This is a genomic window from Shewanella oncorhynchi, assembly GCF_030848765.1.
GTDB lineage: Bacteria > Pseudomonadota > Gammaproteobacteria > Enterobacterales > Shewanellaceae > Shewanella > Shewanella oncorhynchi.
The window spans coordinates 160,375-178,755 of sequence record NZ_CP132914.1 but is presented as its reverse complement, the minus strand read 5'-3'; the positions used below and the strand labels follow the sequence as shown (position 1 = coordinate 178,755).

Annotated in this window: 14 protein-coding genes; 7 read left to right on the top strand and 7 right to left on the bottom strand. The window is 47.2% G+C overall.

Annotated elements, in window-relative coordinates:
- The 5 genes from gspG to gspC form a co-directional block, all read right to left on the bottom strand.
- Nucleotides 1-435 (bottom strand): type II secretion system major pseudopilin GspG, encoded by a 435-nt coding sequence (gene gspG, locus RA178_RS00805; protein WP_105250996.1) that lies wholly within the window; start codon nucleotides 433-435, stop codon nucleotides 1-3.
- A 62-nt stretch (nucleotides 436-497) separates the two neighbouring features.
- Nucleotides 498-1,721, bottom strand: a complete 1,224-nt coding sequence (gspF, locus tag RA178_RS00800) for a type II secretion system inner membrane protein GspF (RefSeq protein ID WP_306684125.1) — start codon at nucleotides 1,719-1,721, stop codon at nucleotides 498-500.
- 3 nt (nucleotides 1,722-1,724) lie between these two features.
- Nucleotides 1,725-3,290, bottom strand: coding sequence for a type II secretion system ATPase GspE (gene gspE, locus RA178_RS00795; protein ID WP_105250994.1), 1,566 nt, complete (start codon nucleotides 3,288-3,290; stop codon nucleotides 1,725-1,727).
- Nucleotides 3,283-5,406, bottom strand: coding sequence for a type II secretion system secretin GspD (gspD, locus tag RA178_RS00790; protein ID WP_131525236.1), 2,124 nt, complete (start codon nucleotides 5,404-5,406; stop codon nucleotides 3,283-3,285). Before gspD ends, gspE begins: the two co-directional genes overlap by 8 nt.
- A 24-nt stretch (nucleotides 5,407-5,430) precedes the next feature.
- Complete coding sequence (gene gspC, locus RA178_RS00785; RefSeq protein ID WP_113941579.1) at nucleotides 5,431-6,360, bottom strand: type II secretion system protein GspC; 930 nt, start codon at nucleotides 6,358-6,360, stop codon at nucleotides 5,431-5,433.
- Between the two features lie 253 nt (nucleotides 6,361-6,613).
- Here gspC and hslR point away from each other — a divergent pair, with 253 nt between their 5' ends.
- The 4 genes from hslR (at nucleotide 6,614) to RA178_RS00765 (ending at nucleotide 11,442) form a co-directional block, all read left to right on the top strand.
- Nucleotides 6,614-7,012, top strand: a complete 399-nt coding sequence (gene hslR / locus RA178_RS00780; RefSeq protein ID WP_011848177.1) for a ribosome-associated heat shock protein Hsp15 — start codon at nucleotides 6,614-6,616, stop codon at nucleotides 7,010-7,012.
- 14 nt (nucleotides 7,013-7,026) lie between these two features.
- On the top strand, nucleotides 7,027-7,887 hold the full coding sequence (gene hslO / locus RA178_RS00775; protein WP_306684122.1) for an Hsp33 family molecular chaperone HslO: 861 nt from the start codon (nucleotides 7,027-7,029) through the stop codon (nucleotides 7,885-7,887).
- Between the two features lie 197 nt (nucleotides 7,888-8,084).
- Complete coding sequence (locus RA178_RS00770; RefSeq protein WP_173242580.1) at nucleotides 8,085-9,626, top strand: phosphoenolpyruvate carboxykinase; 1,542 nt, start codon at nucleotides 8,085-8,087, stop codon at nucleotides 9,624-9,626.
- Between the two features lie 256 nt (nucleotides 9,627-9,882).
- A complete protein-coding gene (locus tag RA178_RS00765; protein WP_306684120.1) occupies nucleotides 9,883-11,442 on the top strand; it encodes an AbgT family transporter in 1,560 nt (519 codons plus the stop codon).
- A 196-nt stretch (nucleotides 11,443-11,638) separates the two neighbouring features.
- Here RA178_RS00765 and RA178_RS00760 read toward each other — a convergent pair whose 3' ends face one another.
- On the bottom strand, nucleotides 11,639-11,995 hold the full coding sequence (locus tag RA178_RS00760; RefSeq protein WP_219251738.1) for a DUF7716 domain-containing protein: 357 nt from the start codon (nucleotides 11,993-11,995) through the stop codon (nucleotides 11,639-11,641).
- A gap of 499 nt (nucleotides 11,996-12,494) precedes the next feature.
- Here RA178_RS00760 and RA178_RS00755 point away from each other — a divergent pair, with 499 nt between their 5' ends.
- From RA178_RS00755 to RA178_RS00745, 3 genes are all read left to right on the top strand, one after another.
- The gene (locus tag RA178_RS00755) at nucleotides 12,495-13,745 is read left to right on the top strand and encodes a dicarboxylate/amino acid:cation symporter (protein WP_105250986.1); all 1,251 of its coding nucleotides are present in this window, start codon (nucleotides 12,495-12,497) and stop codon (nucleotides 13,743-13,745) included.
- A gap of 274 nt (nucleotides 13,746-14,019) precedes the next feature.
- Nucleotides 14,020-15,156 (top strand): FUSC family protein, encoded by a 1,137-nt coding sequence (locus tag RA178_RS00750; protein WP_306684119.1) that lies wholly within the window; start codon nucleotides 14,020-14,022, stop codon nucleotides 15,154-15,156.
- Nucleotides 15,157-15,289: 133 nt separating this feature from the next.
- The gene (locus tag RA178_RS00745; RefSeq protein ID WP_306684118.1) at nucleotides 15,290-17,326 is read left to right on the top strand and encodes a M14 family metallopeptidase; all 2,037 of its coding nucleotides are present in this window, start codon (nucleotides 15,290-15,292) and stop codon (nucleotides 17,324-17,326) included.
- 25 nt (nucleotides 17,327-17,351) lie between these two features.
- On the opposite strand, the gene RA178_RS00740 is transcribed toward RA178_RS00745, so the two are convergent.
- A complete protein-coding gene (locus RA178_RS00740) occupies nucleotides 17,352-18,119 on the bottom strand; it encodes a class I SAM-dependent methyltransferase (RefSeq protein WP_306684116.1) in 768 nt (255 codons plus the stop codon).
- Between the last annotated feature and the right edge of the window lie 262 nt (nucleotides 18,120-18,381).

Genomic DNA, 18,381 nt, shown 5'->3' with positions numbered 1-18,381 from the left:
TTATTGGAAATTCTGTAAATTCCAGTTACCGATGTCATCTTCGGTACCTGGTTGACCATCGGGGCCTGCACTGAAAATATCTAACTTGCCGTTTTCGCCAGGGCTTAACAACAGGTAGTTATTGCGCCATGGATCTTCTGGCAAACGTTTTACATAACCATCTTCACGGTAGTTACGTGGCTCAGGCGAAATCGTAGGCTTTTGCACTAATGCTTCTAAGCCTTGTTCGGTCGATGGATAGACACCGTTATCTAACTTATACATATCTAAGGCATTTTCGAGTGCAACTATGTCAGACACGGCTTTTTGTTGGTCAGCCTTGTCTTTGTTACCCATCAAGTTAGGCACAACCATAGAGGCTAAAATCCCTAAAATCACGATAACAACCATCACTTCGAGTAAGGTAAAACCTTGATGTTTCTTGTTCATTTGCATCGACTACTTCTCCTAAAAAATCCTATGCCAATCGACTTGGTCATAATCCATAAATTCAAAAATTAACCGCTAATCAAGTTATTCAAGGCTAAAATTGGCTGCAAAATTGCCATCACAATAAAGAGCACAACACACGCCATACTGACCACCAGCATAGGCTCGAATACACCCAATGCTATGTTGACGTTACCTTCGAATTCCCTGTCTTGGTTATCGGCGGCCCGCTCTAACATCTGCTCAAGTTGACCACTCTTCTCGCCCGACGCAATCATGTATAACATCATAGCCGGAAACAACTTAGTATTAGTCAACGCTGCACCTAAGCTAGTTCCTTCCCGCACGCGTGCGGTCGCATCGTCAACTGCGGCCCGCACTCGCATATTCTGCAACACTTCACTCGCGATACGCATACCATCGAGCAAAGGCACTGAACTGGCAGATAAGATACTTAACGTCCGCGCAAAACGCGCCGTATTTAATCCCTTACTCACGCGGCCAACAACTGGCATGCTCAATAAAAAATTATCGTACTTCATCCGAAACGCAGATGACTTTAACATGCGCCGAAAGAGTGCAAACAGCAGCACTAAGGCGATGACCACAAACACACCATAGTTTTGCACAAAGTCAGAGGCAGAAATCAAGAAGCGGGTCGAAGCGGGTAACTCGGCGCCCATGTGCTCAAACTGTCCGACCACTTTAGGCACTACCGCTGCTAGCAGGATTGAAATCACCCCTATCGCCACTGTGGTCAAAACCGCGGGATAAATCATGGCTTGGGTCAGCTTAGATTTAAGCTGTTGGCGTCGCTCGGTATAATCCGCCAGACGATTAAGAACCACTTCTAAGTGACCGGACTTTTCACCCGAGGCCACCATGGCACGGTATAAATCATCGAAAATATGCGGAAATTCAGCCAAGGAATCGGCCAGACTATAACCTTCCACCACCCGAGAACGTACCGCCATAATCATGCTCGCGAGACGATCTTTCTCGCACTGCTGACCAACGGCTTTAAGGGATTCTTCAATCGGTAAACCCGCGGCCACTAAGGTCGCAATTTGGCGGGTGATCAAAGCTAATTCAGCAACTGAAATGCCACGTTTGAAAAACGAAAAACTGCTGCTCTTAGCTTTGGCTTCTTTTTCAGTAACAGGCAGTATTTCCAAGGGCATCATGCGCTGATCGCGCAGTTGGCTGCGGGCGTGTCTGGCGGTATCCGCCTCAATCACGCCCTTAAGCTGCTTTCCCTTGGCATCCAGTGCCTTATATTCAAATGCTGGCATAAATTACTCCTCGCGAGTCACACGTAGCACTTCTTCGAGAGTGGTGATGCCCGCGAGCACTTTGCTCATGCCATCGTGACGAATGCTCGGTACAAACTGACGAATATACTTTTCGATGGCTAACTCTCCGCGGCCGCCATGGATCAATTCACGCACATTGTCGTCAACCAGTAATAGCTCATGAATACCGGTTCGACCACGGTAGCCATTGTTACCACAGGATTTACAGCCATTGGCACGGAAAATACGTCTGTCGTCATCGGCAGCTATGCCCAGTAACTCACGCTCACGCGCATCGGGCACATGCTCGATTTTACATTTAGGACAAAGGGTTCGGATCAAACGTTGAGCCAACACGCCGAGTAAACTTGAAGACACGAGGAAAGGCTCTACGCCCATGTCTTGCAAACGTGTAATCGCGCCAGAGGCTGTGTTGGTATGTAGGGTTGAAATTACCATGTGACCAGTGAGTGACGCTTGCACCGCAATTTGTGCGGTTTCGAGGTCACGGATCTCACCTATCATCACGACATCGGGGTCTTGACGCAAAATAGCGCGCAGACCACGGGCGAAGGTCATGTCGGCCTTAGTGTTAACTTGGGTCTGACCGATACCGTCTAACTCGTATTCGATAGGGTCTTCTACTGTGAGTATGTTGGTGTCTTTGGAGTTGATCTCCGTCAAACCCGCATACAAAGTGGTACTTTTACCCGAGCCCGTTGGGCCAGTCACCAAAATGATCCCGTGAGGGCGACGAATAAGATCTTCAAACTTAACGCGAATACTATCTGTCATCCCCAATTGTTCTAAATCGAGGTTGCCAGTATTTTTATCCAGCAGACGCAGTACAACACGTTCACCGTGGCTCGATGGCATGGTCGATACCCGCACATCTACCGCACGACCTGCGATACGCAGCGAAATACGGCCATCCTGCGGCACACGTTTTTCGGCGATATCGAGGCGAGCCATAACCTTAATCCGCGACACTAACAGCGACGACAGTTTACGGTTTGGCTTGAGGACTTCCTTGAGCACACCATCGATACGGAACCGCACCACAAGCTGTTTCTCGTAGGTTTCGATATGGATATCCGACGCTTCTTCTTTAATCGCTTCAGATAACAAGGCATTAATCAATTTGATGATAGGCGCATCATCATCACCTTCAAGTAAGTCTTCGGTCTGCGGCAGCTCTTCGGCAAGGGTGAATAAATCCATCTCGTTGCCTATGTCTTCCATCAACTGCTGCGCTTCAGACGAGTTCGCCTGATATGCTTGAGTGAGTTTGGCCTCAAACTTTGCCACTTCGAGCTTAACCAAAGGCAAATCAACACCCGAATAACGCCGCGCTTCGAGCATAGCCGTTAAGGGTGTTTTACTCGTATAGAACAAGCTTAACTCGCCCGTTTCACCCAGCGCGAGCACCACATCGTGGCGGTGTGCGAAGGCAAAAGGTAAACGCTCTTTACTGCTCGAACGAAATACCTCATCACCTTCAGCTTCAAGGCCTAGCTCATTAGAGACTTGGCTGAGGTCATCGACTTGGGATAGTTGAATTTCACTCATTGGTTTTATCTTTGTTTTTGTTTTCGTCGAGCGTTTTGAGCGTTGGATCCGTTTTACGCATCTGGGTCTCTAAACCTTTACCTTCTTTATAACGCTCTAAAATCTCGTTAACTTCAGGTGGTAAATACTCAGACTGATTCCATTCATCTAGTACAGGCACTTTAGTATCAGGCATTAAGTTAACGCCACGCTCTTGCTGTTCAAGCTGTAATGCTCTGAAATAATTATATTTACGTCCAGCAATCCCTTCCATCGTGATGCCATCACGTATAATCGTTGGCTTGATGAAGATCATGAGGTTTTTCTTCGTTTTTTTGCTCGAAGAAGATTTAAACAAATGTCCTAGAATGGGGATATCACCCAAGAACGGTACTTTTTGTATACTTTCTTGTACTTCTTCGTTGATCAAACCACCGAGTACCACAATTTGACCAGAATCCGCCATAACGGTAGTGGTTAAGCGACGAGTCGCGAAGGAAATATCCACGCCTGTATTGCCGTTAACCCCAGAGACTTCCTGTTCAATCGTCAGCTTAACTGAGCTGCCTTCGTTGATCTGCGGCACCACTTTCAGTTTAACCCCAACCTCTTTACGCTCAACGGTTTGGAATGGGTTACTGTTGCTCGAGCTGGCGGTAGAACCTGTCAGGATAGGCACTTCGTCACCCACAATAAACGAGGCTTCTTGGTTATCTAAGGTGGTAATAGAAGGCGTTGCCAGTACGTTTGAGTTAGTGTCACTCGACACGGCTTGAATTAAGGCGCCAAAGTCGCCCATGGCCACGCCCCAAGCCATACCGTTCACTTTGCCTAAGGCTTGGGCAAGTAGCGTCACATCTCCGCGCTTATCTGGGTTGGTGGTCACTACGGGCTTTCCTTCAGGGTCAAGCGTTGTGATTGATGAGCCTTTTTCCCCTTGTGCCTGCCATACACCAGCGCCAATCTCACCTATGGTTGGGCCTAAGTTATTAAACTGAGTACCACCACCCGCTTTCGCGGCCCATTGAACCCCGAAGCCAACGTTATCGCCTTCGGCGACTTCCACAATAATGGCTTCTACGAGTACCTGAGCACGGCGGATATCGAGTTGATTAATCACGCTCTCGATAGTACGCATCTGATCGGGTTCAGCACTGATCACTAAGGCGTTGGTTTCAGTATGCGCCATGATATTAATTTCATTACGGCGTTTACCACCACCCGCAGCCTGAGCGCTCGGATCTTTCTCGCCTTCCAACTTTTGGGCAAAACCGGTCAGCACTTCAACTAAATCTTCTGCTTTGGCATAACGTAGATAACGGACTTTTGTGTTACCTGTGCTGGCTTGTTCGGCATCGAGACGATGGATAAGCTCGACCACACGTTGGCGGCTCTTCTCATCACCGCTCACGACCACGGCATTGATACGTTCGTCAGCAACCACTTTTGGCGCTTGTCCTGGCAATTGGGATTGGTTAGCGGTAGCACGATAAAGGGTATCGATAATTCGTACCATTTCACCCGCAGAAGCAAATTCTAACGGCACGACTTGCACCGAGGTATCGCCTTGCTTATCCACTCGACGGATAATTTCGACTAACTTGTTCACTACAGCAGCACGGCCAGACAACATCAAGACATTGGAAGGGTCGTAGTTCACTACGTTGCCGCCACCCGCATTATCATTAAGTTGACGCAATAACGGCGCTAATTGCTTAGCCTCAGTGTTATACAAGGCCACGATACGCGTCACCATTTCATCACCAAGGCCGGGGTCGTTATCGTTAGCGACTCGAATTGCAGCGGTTTTGGCATCTTTGTCTTTAATGACTTTAATAACGTTATTTTCCATCTCAACGATGGCATAACCGTAAACTTGTAAGACGTTGAGGAAAAACTGGTAATACTGTTCATCGTTCAACAGATCATAACTGCGAACGTTGATTTTGCCGCGAATTGTCGGGTCAACTATGATGGTCTTATTCAGGTTTTTACCAACGATATTGATAAATTCTTGAATATCCGTGCCTTTAAAGTTGGCCGCATACTGTTCAGACCAAGCGAATTGGGAGGAGAACATGGCTGCACCCGCAACAACCCCAGCAATCAGCTTGCGTCGAATCCTTTTGTTATTCATTCTTTTTCTTTCCTCTAACGCGTGTTATTGCGGCAAACTAAACATGATTTCAACCAATTGTCCTTCCCGCTCAACCATAATAGAAACTTCGGTTAACTCGGGTAATTGGCTCATCATTTCTAACGCTTGACTCATTACGGTCAAGTCGTATCCATTAATCGATTTGGCTAAATCGTTAGCTTTAAAACCCGCCTGCTTAAACAAATTGGCGTCTTTCCCTGGATTCAAGCGATATCCCGCCACAGCGTCACCCTGTCTGACAGGTGAAATGGCAATATAATCGGTGATCTTACTGGGATCGGCTAACAATTCGGTGCGGGATTCGGCGAGTTCTTGGGAGATTTCGGCATTTTTACGTTGATCGACACGGCTCACTGCCGAGCCAGTCTTATTAGTCTTAGCTTGTTGTAACTGTTGATTGGCTGGGCTTTGGCTAGTGTAAACTAAGCCATCGAGCATTAATGTCTCGTAACGGCCAGCGTTAGTGATGATAATACGGTCGGCATAGACTTCTTTCAGTGATGCCGAAGTGCCCTTGATTTTATCGCCTAAGCTGTAGGTCTCTTGGCTGCCGTTTGACTCAATGATCGCTAAGCCTTTCTGATCAGCAGTCGATGCAACAACGCCAGTGAGCTGAATAGAGAGCGTGGTCTTAGGCGCGTCGGTCACAGTCTCAACAACCTCAGTTTTTGGCTTTTCAGATTTAGCATCTGCCTTACCAAAGAGACCAAGCTGCTGTAAACCCGCAAGATCAACCTGCCCAGCACTTTTACCCGTCAGGTTAACGGGCGTTGGTGACCAAGCACTGGGTGATGAGCTAGTAGGCACTAATTTCCATGTAATTTGCGCGGCTAACAACATGATCACAATAAAACCCAACCAGAAGACTATCCGGCTTAAGGGCTTATGGGGCATGCCAATGGCTTTTGCGATAACTTTATCTAATAAATCCATATTTTATGTGGACCCTCGATACAGGTCTCTGTTCTGATTATAATAATTAGGCGATTACCGTCTCATGCTAACCTAGGCAGCATTTGGCAACAAGCCCATAACAGCATTCAAATTGGCGAAAATAGGCCAATTATGCTAACTTTACCCGCCATAAAAGGGTGTGAAGCACGCCACCCTTTAACATAATAGAAATGCTCTTCACGCATTTTCTTGCTCGGCATGTGAACTCATCGATCTTTTAGCTGGAGACACTATGACTCAAGGTCAAAGCGATAAAACAGACATTCGACTCGATAAGTGGCTTTGGGCTGCACGTTTTTATAAAACCCGTGCCATCGCCAAAGAAATGATTAACGGCGGCAAAGTACATTACAACGGCCAGCGTGCCAAATCTAGTAGGAATGCCGAGATAGGCGCCGTCCTTAAGATACGCCAAGGATATGACGATAAAGAGATCGTCATAAAAAAATTATCGCAATTACGCCAAAGTGGTGCGATTGCACAAGAATTGTACGAAGAAACCGCGACAAGTCTGGCTAAACGGGCCATTAATGCTGAGCAACGACGCCTCCACATGCTCAATAACCCGATACCCGATCAGAAACCAGATAAAAAGCAACGACGCCAGCTCATGCGCTTTAAAGACCTTTAACAGTGAGATACACGATGAACCAAGATACTTTACACCGCTACTTGTTCGATAATGCCGATGTGCGCGGTGAACTGGTGCAGTTACAAGACAGCTATCAACAAGTGATAAGCGCCCAAGAATACCCAGCCGTACTGCAAGTGCTACTGGGTGAATTAATGGCAGCCACCTCACTATTAACCGCTACATTGAAATTTAGCGGTGATATCAGCGTACAGTTACAAGGCAACGGCCCTGTTTCTTTAGCGGTGATCAACGGTAACAATTTACAAGAGTTACGCGGTGTGGCTCGCTGGAATGCTGAACTCGCCGATGATGCTAGCCTCACAGAACTCTTCGGCCAAGGCTATATGGTCATCACCTTAACACCCGACGAAGGTGAACGCTACCAAGGTGTCGTTGCACTAGACAAGCCAACGCTTGCTGCCTGTGTTGAAGAATACTTCAATCAATCTGAGCAGTTACCTACGGGAATTTGGTTATTTGCCGACGGCAAACAAGCGGCGGGCATGTTCCTACAAATTCTGCCAAGCCAACAAGATCACAACGCCGACTTCGAACACTTGAGCCAACTGACGTCGACCATCAAGGCCGAAGAGCTATTTACTCTTGATGCAGAAAGCGTGTTACATCGCCTCTATCATCAGGAAGAAGTACGCTTATTTGATCCTATCGATGTGAGCTTTAAATGCACTTGTTCCCATGAGCGCAGTGCCAGCGCGATCAAAACCTTAGATCAAGCAGAAATCGAAGCCATACTGGCCGAAGATGGCAAGATAGAAATGGGTTGCGAATATTGCCACGCTAAATACACCTTTGATGCCATAGACGTAGCAACCTTATTTGCTAACGGTCAGACATCAACAACCCAGCAGTAAAACTACTACAGCTAAAAAATGGGCGCCCTATTTGGCGCCCATTTTTTATTCATACCTATAATCCCCTCACACATTGCACTCGGCTTAGGCTACAATCGCCTCACTTTGTCACCTAGCACGACTCAGGCGATAAATAAAATTAAATCGGCAGACGATCGATATTAAAATAACCTTACAAATCAAATGGAGACCTCACTATGGCGGATGGATTAAACCGCGTTCACTTTAACCCCTCAACAGCACAACTTGTCGAATTTGCCCTCCTACGCGGCGAAGGTGAATTGACAGCCAATGGCGCATTAGTTGCTAAAACAGGCGCTCGCAGCGGTCGCTCACCTGGCGATCGTTTCATTGTAAGAGAACCCAGTTCAGAAGCTGATATCGAATGGGGCCCAGTCAATCAGGCTTTCGATCCAGGTGCTTTTGAAGGTTTATGGGCACGGGTTGAAGCTTACCTAGCCGATAAAGAACTGTTTGTATCTGATCTCGAAGTCGGTGCCGACACTGAACATTACCAACCAGTACGAGTTACTACGCAATACGCTTGGCACCAACTGTTCGCCCGCAATCTATTTATCATTCCTGAAGAATTTAATCGTAAAGACAAACCAGTGTGGCAGATCATCAATGCCCCTGACTTTGTTTGCGTACCAGAACGTGATGGCACTAACTCAGATGCGACCGTGATTTTAAACTTCGCCGAACGTAAAGTGCTGCTCGCTGGCCTGAAATACGCCGGCGAAATGAAAAAGTCTATGTTCTCAGTGCAGAACTTCCTACTGCCAGCCCAAGGCGTGCTACCTATGCACTGCTCGGCCAACGTGGGTAAAGATGGCGACACTACGCTATTTTTCGGTTTATCTGGCACAGGTAAAACCACACTCTCTGCCGATCCAAAACGCTTCCTGATTGGTGACGATGAACACGGCTGGGCACCCGGCGGCGTATTCAATATTGAAGGCGGTTGCTACGCCAAATGTATCGATTTAAGCCAGAAGAATGAGCCCGTGATTTGGGATGCGATTCGTTTCGGCACTGTGCTTGAAAACGTCGTGATGGACGAACACCGCGTACCTAACTACAAAGACAGCAGCCTAACGGAAAATACTCGCGCAGCCTATCCGCTGGAGCACATCGCCCAACGTAAAGAAGACAACTGCGGCGCTGAGCCACATGCGGTTGTATTCTTAACCTGCGATGTATCTGGCGTATTACCACCGGTTTCTATCCTGACCAAAGAACAAGCGGCATACCACTTCTTGTCTGGCTATACCGCCAAAGTAGGTTCGACTGAAATCGGCTCAACCTCGGCGATACAATCCACCTTCTCAACGTGCTTCGGCGCACCTTTCTTCCCACGCCCTGCTGGCGTATACGCAGAACTGTTGATGAAGCGCATTGAGTCCTTCGGCAGCCAAGTGTACTTAGTCAACACAGGTTGGACTGGCGGCCCACACGGTGTAGGTAAACGTTTTGACATCCCAACCACCCGCGCCATCGTCGATGCGATTGTCAGTGGTGAATTAAAAGATGTGGAAACCGTCCACTTAGACACCTTGAACCTCGCCGTTCCTGTGGCAGTAAGTGGCGTAGACAGCAATTTACTCAACCCAATCAACACTTGGGGCGATAAAGCGCTATACGCCGAATACGCCCAGAAACTAGCAGAAGCTTTCACTAAAAACTTCGCTAAGTATCAAGTGTCAGACGCTATCCGTAACGCTGGTCCAAAGGCATAAGCGCGTAGCGGACCTGTTCGGTAAGATTATTGAGTCAAAATATCGTTTCATAAAAAAGCGCGGGTTCAGTCATGAACCCGCGCTTTTTATTTACGGCTAAATTGATTTAGTGACGATGAAATCGGCCCACACGAAAGTCACTGCGATAGATTTTTATGTGTTTTATTTCTTATCGATTAGTTAAACCAAGCTTAAATTAATGCTGCGTTTTTATAATCGCCGATAACAATCATCATTTTTAGGAAGCGGCACCCAAATGGAAAATCATAAACCTGTCACTGGATTCCAGCGATTTCTCAATGGCGTCGAAGTCATCGGCAATAAACTGCCCGACCCCGCAGTATTATTTGCGATGTTTCTAGGCTTAGTCTGGTTGATCTCTTGGGGATTATCGGGTGTCAGTTTTGATGAAATCGACCCTCGTACTGGCAACCCCATTCAAGTCGTCAATATGCTCGAAGGCGGCGCACTGACTGCATTTACCTCGAACATAGTCTCCACCTTTGTGACTTTCCCGCCGCTCGGTGTGGTGCTGGTTGCCATGCTGGGTCTAGGCGTTGCTGAACATACCGGCTTTATTAATGCGGGGCTGCGCTCCATTTTATCTGTCACTCCCAAAATGTTACTCACCCCGGTATTGATAGCCGTAGGTATTCTAAGCCATGTCGCGGTGGATGCGGGTTATGTACTCGTTATCCCGCTCGGCGCGGTGATCTTTTATGCCGCTGGTCGCCATCCCTTAGCCGGTATTGCCGCCGCTTTCGCTGGTGTATCCGGTGGTTTTTCTGCAACCGTTGGCGTGCCATCGAGTCTTGATCCTATGTTAGCGGGCTTAACTCAGGCAGCGGCAAGATTATCAGCCGACCCCGCGGCCGCCACATTAACGATTAACCCACTGAATAACATCTTTTTTACTTCGGCTTCTGCCATTTTAATTATCTTAGTTGGCTGGTTCTTAACGGATAAAGTTATCGAGCCGCGCCTAAAAAACACTGCGGTGAATGGCGATCCCAGCACGCTCCCAACCCTAGATGAACTGCAACCCCATGAGCGCCGCGGACTCAAATTCGCCATGGCCGCCATGTTGTTATGTGCTTTAGGGCTGGTGTTTACCGCCTATGGTGACAACTCTGCCTGGCGTGGTACCGATGGCGCCCTAACCAGTGCCTCGGCCCCCTTAATGCGATCCATTGTGGCGATTATTTTTGTGTTCTTCCTAGTGCCCAGCATAGTCTATGGTTACGTCGCTGGCACGGCAAACAATCACAGAGCCATTATTCAAGGCATGAGCAAATCCATGAGCGGCATGGGTTATTACATCGTCATGGCCTTCTTCTGCGCCCAGTTTATTTATGCCTTTGGTCAATCTAATTTAGGCGCATTAATGGCCATTAAAGGCGCGTTGGCGTTAAAGGAATTAGCCCTTCCTATGGGCGTGACTTTGGTGGGAATTGTGTTTCTCACCGCGTTCGTCAATCTATTAGTGGGTTCCGCTTCAGCCAAATGGGCATTGATTGGTGCCATTATGGTGCCCATGTTAATGGAACTAGGTGTATCACCGGATTTAACTCAAGCCGCTTACCGAGTGGGCGACTCATCCACTAATATCATCACCCCGTTGATGCCTTACTTTCCGTTAATTGTGGTGTTTTGCCAAAAATACGTTAAGGAATCGGGCATCGGCACCTTAGTGGCGCTGATGTTGCCGTTTTCAATCAGTTTTCTTTTACTTTGGAGCGGTTTCTTACTGGCATATTGGGCCTTAGGCTTGCCTCTAGGGATTGGCAGCTCGCTCTCCTTCCCCGCAATGCCTTAGGGCGTTCAAGAGGTATTCAGAGTGCTTGCGAAATTGAATTCATAATAAACAGGCGCTCAATACCTCAATAACCACTAAATGGTGCACAACTTATTACCTCGCCTTAAACGCAAATGCCGACGTTAACCGTCGGTATTTTACCGCTAACAACACGTAATTTTATTTTATATAGAAACAACAAAATAAAAATAAACACTTAAATATCTATAAACGCATCTCGCTCATAGTAAAAGATAATAGCTTCAAGCAGTTCCTGTTCACTTGGCAGGGCTTTTTGCTGCATCAGGTTATCGATCACATCCTCAATCTGATCCGTGTTTAGCAGATAACCATAGTCACTCCGGCCTAAGCTATCCTCAAAGGCATCGATTTCGTCATCCGATAGGTCTCTCATATCATTCACTATCGGGAATAATGGAGTGGCCAGTTGCAGGGATTCACTTTCATCAAGATCTTGATAAACCAGCCAATAACTTAATCCAGGTTGTTCGACGCACTTTCTTATCCAGCACTGTAACGATTCGGGCGGGCCGAAAAATGAGGTGATGTTCATAATGTCCTCGAAATGAAGTTGTCATAGGGAAAACTGAGTGAGTCACAGAGTTGAATGGTCATGGAGGTTTTTTAGCTATTAACCACTCTCATGATTCATACAAGTAAAAGATGGGTGACCAACGACTCAAGCCGCCCAAAGAATACGAGAGGATATCTGCGCCCATCAAAGTAAAAATCACAATTCATTAATTCGGCAGTTAAAATCCCACAATTAAATAAGCTTTATTCATTTTTAAGCACATAAATTTAAGCATTCCTCATTTAACGTTAACGTGATTTAGACTTTGGTTATTTTGAAACCAAGGTTAGTGATGTTTCACAATCCCCTGCTATGCAATTGTGGTACTTTACTCGGTCAAAAATGTCGGGCATTTGCCTTTAACATAGAGTGAACCTTTAGCCTAGAGTAAGCCTTAATCACTAAAGCTTGAGTCATCTAGGTTCAAATCGTCTGTGCATGACACAAAATGCTGCGGCAACTGGGGAGTTTCGCAAGAATGAAGAGCAAGAGTTTATTAGGTAACATTGGTGTGCAAGTGGTTATTGCCATGATTATCGGCGCACTGGTGGGTTTTATCATGGGCGAGAGTGCAAGTGTGTTTGCACCACTCGGAACCATTTTCATCCATTTAATCAAAATGCTAGTGATACCACTGGTATTGGTTTCTATCATCAGCGGCGCGGCGAGCTTAGGTGACAGCCCATCGGCGGGTAAGATTGGCATTGGCACTTTCGGCTTTTTTATTGTCACGTCGGGCTTTGCCGTTGTGCTTGCACTCTTGATGGGTAATCTGTTCCAACCGGGTGCAGGCGTTGATTTTACCGCCCACAGCAGCACAGACTTGATGGAAGTAACCAAGGAACATGGCGCATTACCCGGGGTAATGGATACCTTTATCGGCATGATCCCAACCAATGTATTCGAGTCGCTGAACGGCGGTAACATATTACAAATCTTAGTCTTTAGTATCTTCTTCGGCATCGCACTGACTAAAGTTAAAGGCGATGGCGCTAAGCCTATTTTGGCCGCACTCAACACAGTCGTCGATGCCTTTGTGTGGATGATCAACTGCGTGATGATCATTGCCCCTATCGGTGTATTTGGTTTGATGGCCGATTCTGTCGGCACCTTCGGTTTTGATGCACTAGAAGTCGTGTTTAAGTTATTCGCCGTGTTTGTTGCTGCGATTCTGATCTACGGCTTTATCTTCTTTCCATTAGTGGTACAACTCTTCTCAAGAGTGTCGGCGCGCCAGTTTATTTCGGCAATGAAGAAGCCGCAGGTGATGGCATTATCGACCGCCTCTTCAATGGCGACTCTGCCAGTGAATATGGAAACCTGCGAGGAAGATCTTAAAGTCTCTAAGGCTACCACGGCTTTTGTACTGCCGTTAGGCGCCACCATTAATATGAGCGGCAACGCGATTTATTATGGTTTAGTGGCCATGTTCTTCGCCCAAATGTATAACGTTGATCTGTCGATGACAGCCTATGCGGCCATCATTTTCACCTCAACCTTAGGTGCAATTGGTCAAGCAGGTGTGCCGGGCCCATCCTTCTTAGTAGTGGCAGTGCTGTTAGCTGCGGGAATTCCTATCGATGGTTTACCTTTGCTGTTTGCGTTAGACAGGGTTTTTGACATGATCCGTACCGCACTCAATATCACTGGCGATGCGGCTTGTGCCTTGATTATGGATAAATACACAGAAGTTGACGTTAAAGCGGATAGTGAGCGCAGCTTAAGCTAACTCAAACACTTTGAATATCGGCTTGAATAGGCAACGCTTATTCAAGCCTTTTTTATCTCTGCAGCACGGTATAATGGCCTGCCTCTACACGCATCAGTTAAGCCTATTTAATCTGAGTGTTAATGTGATCTCTCCCGCGCCATCCACTAAGCTCAATTTGCTAGATTTCGCAATTTACATTTCTTTATGGCGCTATGGCCGCAAGTGACACGGTTTTTCTGCGATACTACCACTAGATTAACAGCGCTAAGTTAGCTCAAAGGAATTTTGCCCTATGTCTGTATTTGCCCCAGCCACACCCTTTGCCGACTTTATCTATCGCCATTTCCGCTCAATTCAAGCCCTAAAGCTCGGGCTAGCCTTACTCGTTGCTGTCACTATTAATGCCATTTGGGCGCCACCGCATTTTATTTGGAGCATGGTCACGATAGTGATCATTATGATGAGCTTACCTCAAGTAGGCGGCGCGATTGAAAAGTCGCTACAAAGGGCGATAGGCACTTGTTTAGGCTCAGCTTATGGGGTGATGTTAGTTGCCACTGTGGACAGTTATTGGCTAATCATGAGCCTGCTGATCTTAGCCGTTAGCTTGATTTGTTTTATCTCTGCCGGACGTTATAGCTATGCCTATTTAGTGGCCGGATTTACCATCATAATCGTGGTCGGCGACGCCAACCATGACACCTCTGAGGCACTATGGCGCACGGCCAACATCCTCTCCGGCTGCGTGATTGCTATTTTGGTCTCACTGTTCATTTTCCCGATTAAAGCTAAACAAGATTGGCGCTCCCAACTCACCCATGCCATCGACAATATGGCCGAAGTATTAGCCGAGCATCTTAAGGCACCCGCCAATCATGAGCTCGATTTTCGCGCTAGACTGGAGGCTGCGATGAAGGCCGTACTCACTCAAAAGAAACTGTTTTTCTCCTTGGAATGGGAAAGTCAAACCCTCAAAAAACACAAAGTGCTACTGTCGCAGTTAGCCAATAAACAAGTGCGCTTAATCACCTTACTCGAACTCTTACCCTTAACCCGCTGGCAGGAAGAAGACAAAGACGCCTATCTGCAGATTAATGCGGTTGCCTCTGAGCTTGCCTTCTATTTGCAACAACTTGCAGAATTTGTGGCGGGTAAAGCTCAACAATTGCCGACACTGCCAGAATGCTTAGAACAAGAGTTACAACACAGACTCCAGCTTGCCCTAGTCGCAGCCACTCAAGCATCAACCGCAGACCCAGTGACAACCGTAAACGACCAAGTGCCGCAGGGATTTGCGCTCACAGGTTATAGCTGGCTGATTTATCAGCTCGCGATTGCCGTCGAAGCACTTTATAAAGACATTGCCATTATCGACATTGCCTATAACAAGCGGCCAGCTTCTCAGATAACGCCCAACAAAACGGCTTAGTCGATTTTACCATTCCGCTTAGTGCTTAAATCCATGTCAGAAATGCCGGATAACCCTTAGCCGCCCTTGCGTTAACGGGGCGTTTAATGAAAAGATACCGTCCTAATAAAAATTCGATATATGGACTCTTTTCATGCGCTTGTTTTCTTTCTCCGTTATCGCCATTGCCTGTCTCTCTACGGGCAATCTCTACCCTGAGAATGCTTTTGCCAATGATGCGAAAACCACAACCCAAACAACTCCGGCAGCCACTATGGCGCAAGCCTCTACTACCGAAACATTGGCAGTTGGCTCCCCAGTAATCACAACGTCACAGGATACAAGTCCAGCAGCGAATAGCCAGGCAACTGAAACTGCGACTAATGTACTGACCGATACCACAGTTGCAGCGCCAGAAGCACAACCCGCGCCCATTCCTGAACGAGCCAACACCTTTGTCAACGATGCGATTTTACCGCCGAACATCACTTGGTCTGGCGCCAGCGAATCGCTCATGTTAAGTGTTGATAGCGAGTGGGCGACTCCCTTTGAGCAAAGTGGCGGTATTGAAAGTCCAAACTACGATGCCACTATCACTTGGCTCGACAAACTCGCGGGCGAAACAGATAAATTACAAAAGGTGAGCTTAGGTAAGAGCCCACAAGGGCGCGATATTTGGATGTATATCGCCAGCAGTGAAGGCATTAATGAATCGGCACGCCTCAAACAAAACACTAAGCCAACAGTGCTAGTGCAGGCGGGAATTCATGCGGGAGAAATCGACGGTAAAGATGCCGGCATGATGCTGCTACGTGACATTATCCAAGGCGATAAAAGTGCCCTGCTCGATAAAGCTAACCTCTTGTTTGTGCCTATTTTTAGTGTTGATGCCCATGAGCGCAGCGGCGAATTTAATCGTGTAAATCAACGTGGCCCTGTGAATATGGGCTGGCGCACCACGGCTAATAATCTCAACCTTAACCGCGATTATGCTAAGGCCGACAGCTTAGAAATGCAGCACATGCTGCGCGCAATCAACGTATGGCAACCGGATCTGTATATCGATGTCCATGTTACCGACGGCATCGACTATCAATACGATGTTACCTTTGGTTATAACCTTGCCCAAGGCTTAAGCCCTGCGAGCTACCGCTGGCTCGAAAACAGCTACAGACCTGCGGTTGAAGCCGCATTAACGGAACAAGGCCATATTCCCGGCGCACTGATTTTTGCCGTGGATAACGCCGATATTAACAAAGGTATGTCGCTGTGGAATCCAAGTCCGCGCTTCTCTAACGGTTATGGCGATGCTCGCCATTTGCCCACCATTCTGGTTGAAAACCACAGCCTAAAGCCCTTTAAGCAAAGGGTGCTCGGCACTTATGTGATGTTAGCGCAAACCCTCAAAACCGTGGGTGAACAGGCGACAAAACTTAAGAGTGCGATTCAAGAAGATAAATACCGCGCCTCACCGCTAATCACCCTTACTTGGAAATTAGCACCATTAGAAAAAGGCTGGGATTTTAAAGGCATAAATTATCAACTTGAAAAGAGCCCCATCAGTGGCGCTGAAGTTGTGCGCTGGACAGGTGAACCTAAGCTTTACCCTAACTTGCCTGTGATGGCTGAAACAGTGCCCGACATTAAGGTCACTCGTCCGAGTGCTTACTATATTCCAGCGCAATGGACTCAAGTGATTGATCGTCTTAACGTGCATGGCATTCGCATGACCACGCTCAAAAAGCCAACCGAGTTAAAATTGCAGCAATATACCCTCAGCAATCCCGTGTTTAACACTAAGGATTTTGAGGGCCGCCAAACGGTCAAAGCCGAGTCAGAGTTAACCAAAGTCAGCACCACTCTGCCCGCTGGCACCATTAAAATCAGTACAGATCAACCGCTAGGTGATCTGGCGATTTTACTGCTTGAGCCGCAATCACCAGATTCTTTACTGCAATGGGGTTTCTTCAATCCTATCTTCACTCGCACTGAATACATTGAAGATTATGCGGTAGAGCCACTGGCGGCCAAGATGCTAAAAGATGATCCTAAGCTACAAGCTGAGTTCGACAAAGCACTGACCAATGCCGAGTTTGCCGCCGATCCTGAGGCACGCCTACGCTGGTTCTATGAACGCAGCCCTTACTACGATAACCAATACCTTAAGTATCCGGTTTACCGTAGTCGTTGATCATCGCGATTACAAAAGGTTGTGATTACGCAGGCTTACGCGCACTGATGCTATACACCAAGGGCACCTTCTGCCCTTGGTGTGTTAACACATAACGACCATCTTCTTGCGCTTCGAGCCCTTCAAAGCAGTTATAGGGGCTGAAATCAAACTCGTGGAAGAACTCCAACACTAAGCCCGCCTGCAATAACGCATTGATCACTTCAGATAAACTGTGCGACCAGCACATTAAGGTTTGCTGATCATCACCGGTATTTTCGGTATATGTGCCTTCCTGCTCTATGTCTGGCTCACCCAGATTAAAATAGCTATAGCCATCGAATAGCTGCTGCGCAGGATGGAACTCGGCCATGTAAAACTGTCCGCCGGGTGTTAAACAGGCAGCCACTGTCTGCGCCCACAGAGTTAAATCCGGCAGCCAAACAATGGCACCATAGGACGTAAACACAATATCGTGAGGCTCAACCTTGCTCGCCACACTGTAAACATCGCTACAGATAAACTCAGCGGACAACTGTGTCCGTTCTGCCAGCTTTTGCGCTTCAACAATCGCGACTTCTGACAAATCGACGCCTGTGACTCTCGCCCCTATTCGCGCCCACGACAAGGTGTCTAAGCCGAAATGACATTGCAGATGCAGCAAACTTTTACCTGCAACCTCGAGTTCACCTAGCTCAATTTCCCGCAGCGAAGTCTTACCACTAAGAAAGCCCGCCACATCATAAAAATCAGAAGTTAAATGTACCCGAGTGCGCGCATCCCAAGCCGTTTTGTTTGTTGTTAAATAATCCATCAGCATCCCTTCTTGTCTTTTTTGTATTTTTGATTCCGCGTGACTTACGGAGCTTAAACTAACTTAATAAATGAGCAATTTCACTAATCTATGAGTAAATCACCCATGTAGCGGACATGTCCGCACAGTGAACCTCGGACACTTTCAGCTTAACCAATTGATTATAAATGAAACTTAAAATTGGCATGGGCTGTGCAATGTCTTATTCATCGCAAGACGACTCAGCACTCACCCAAAAAATCGAGTGCCAGATAAACAAGGA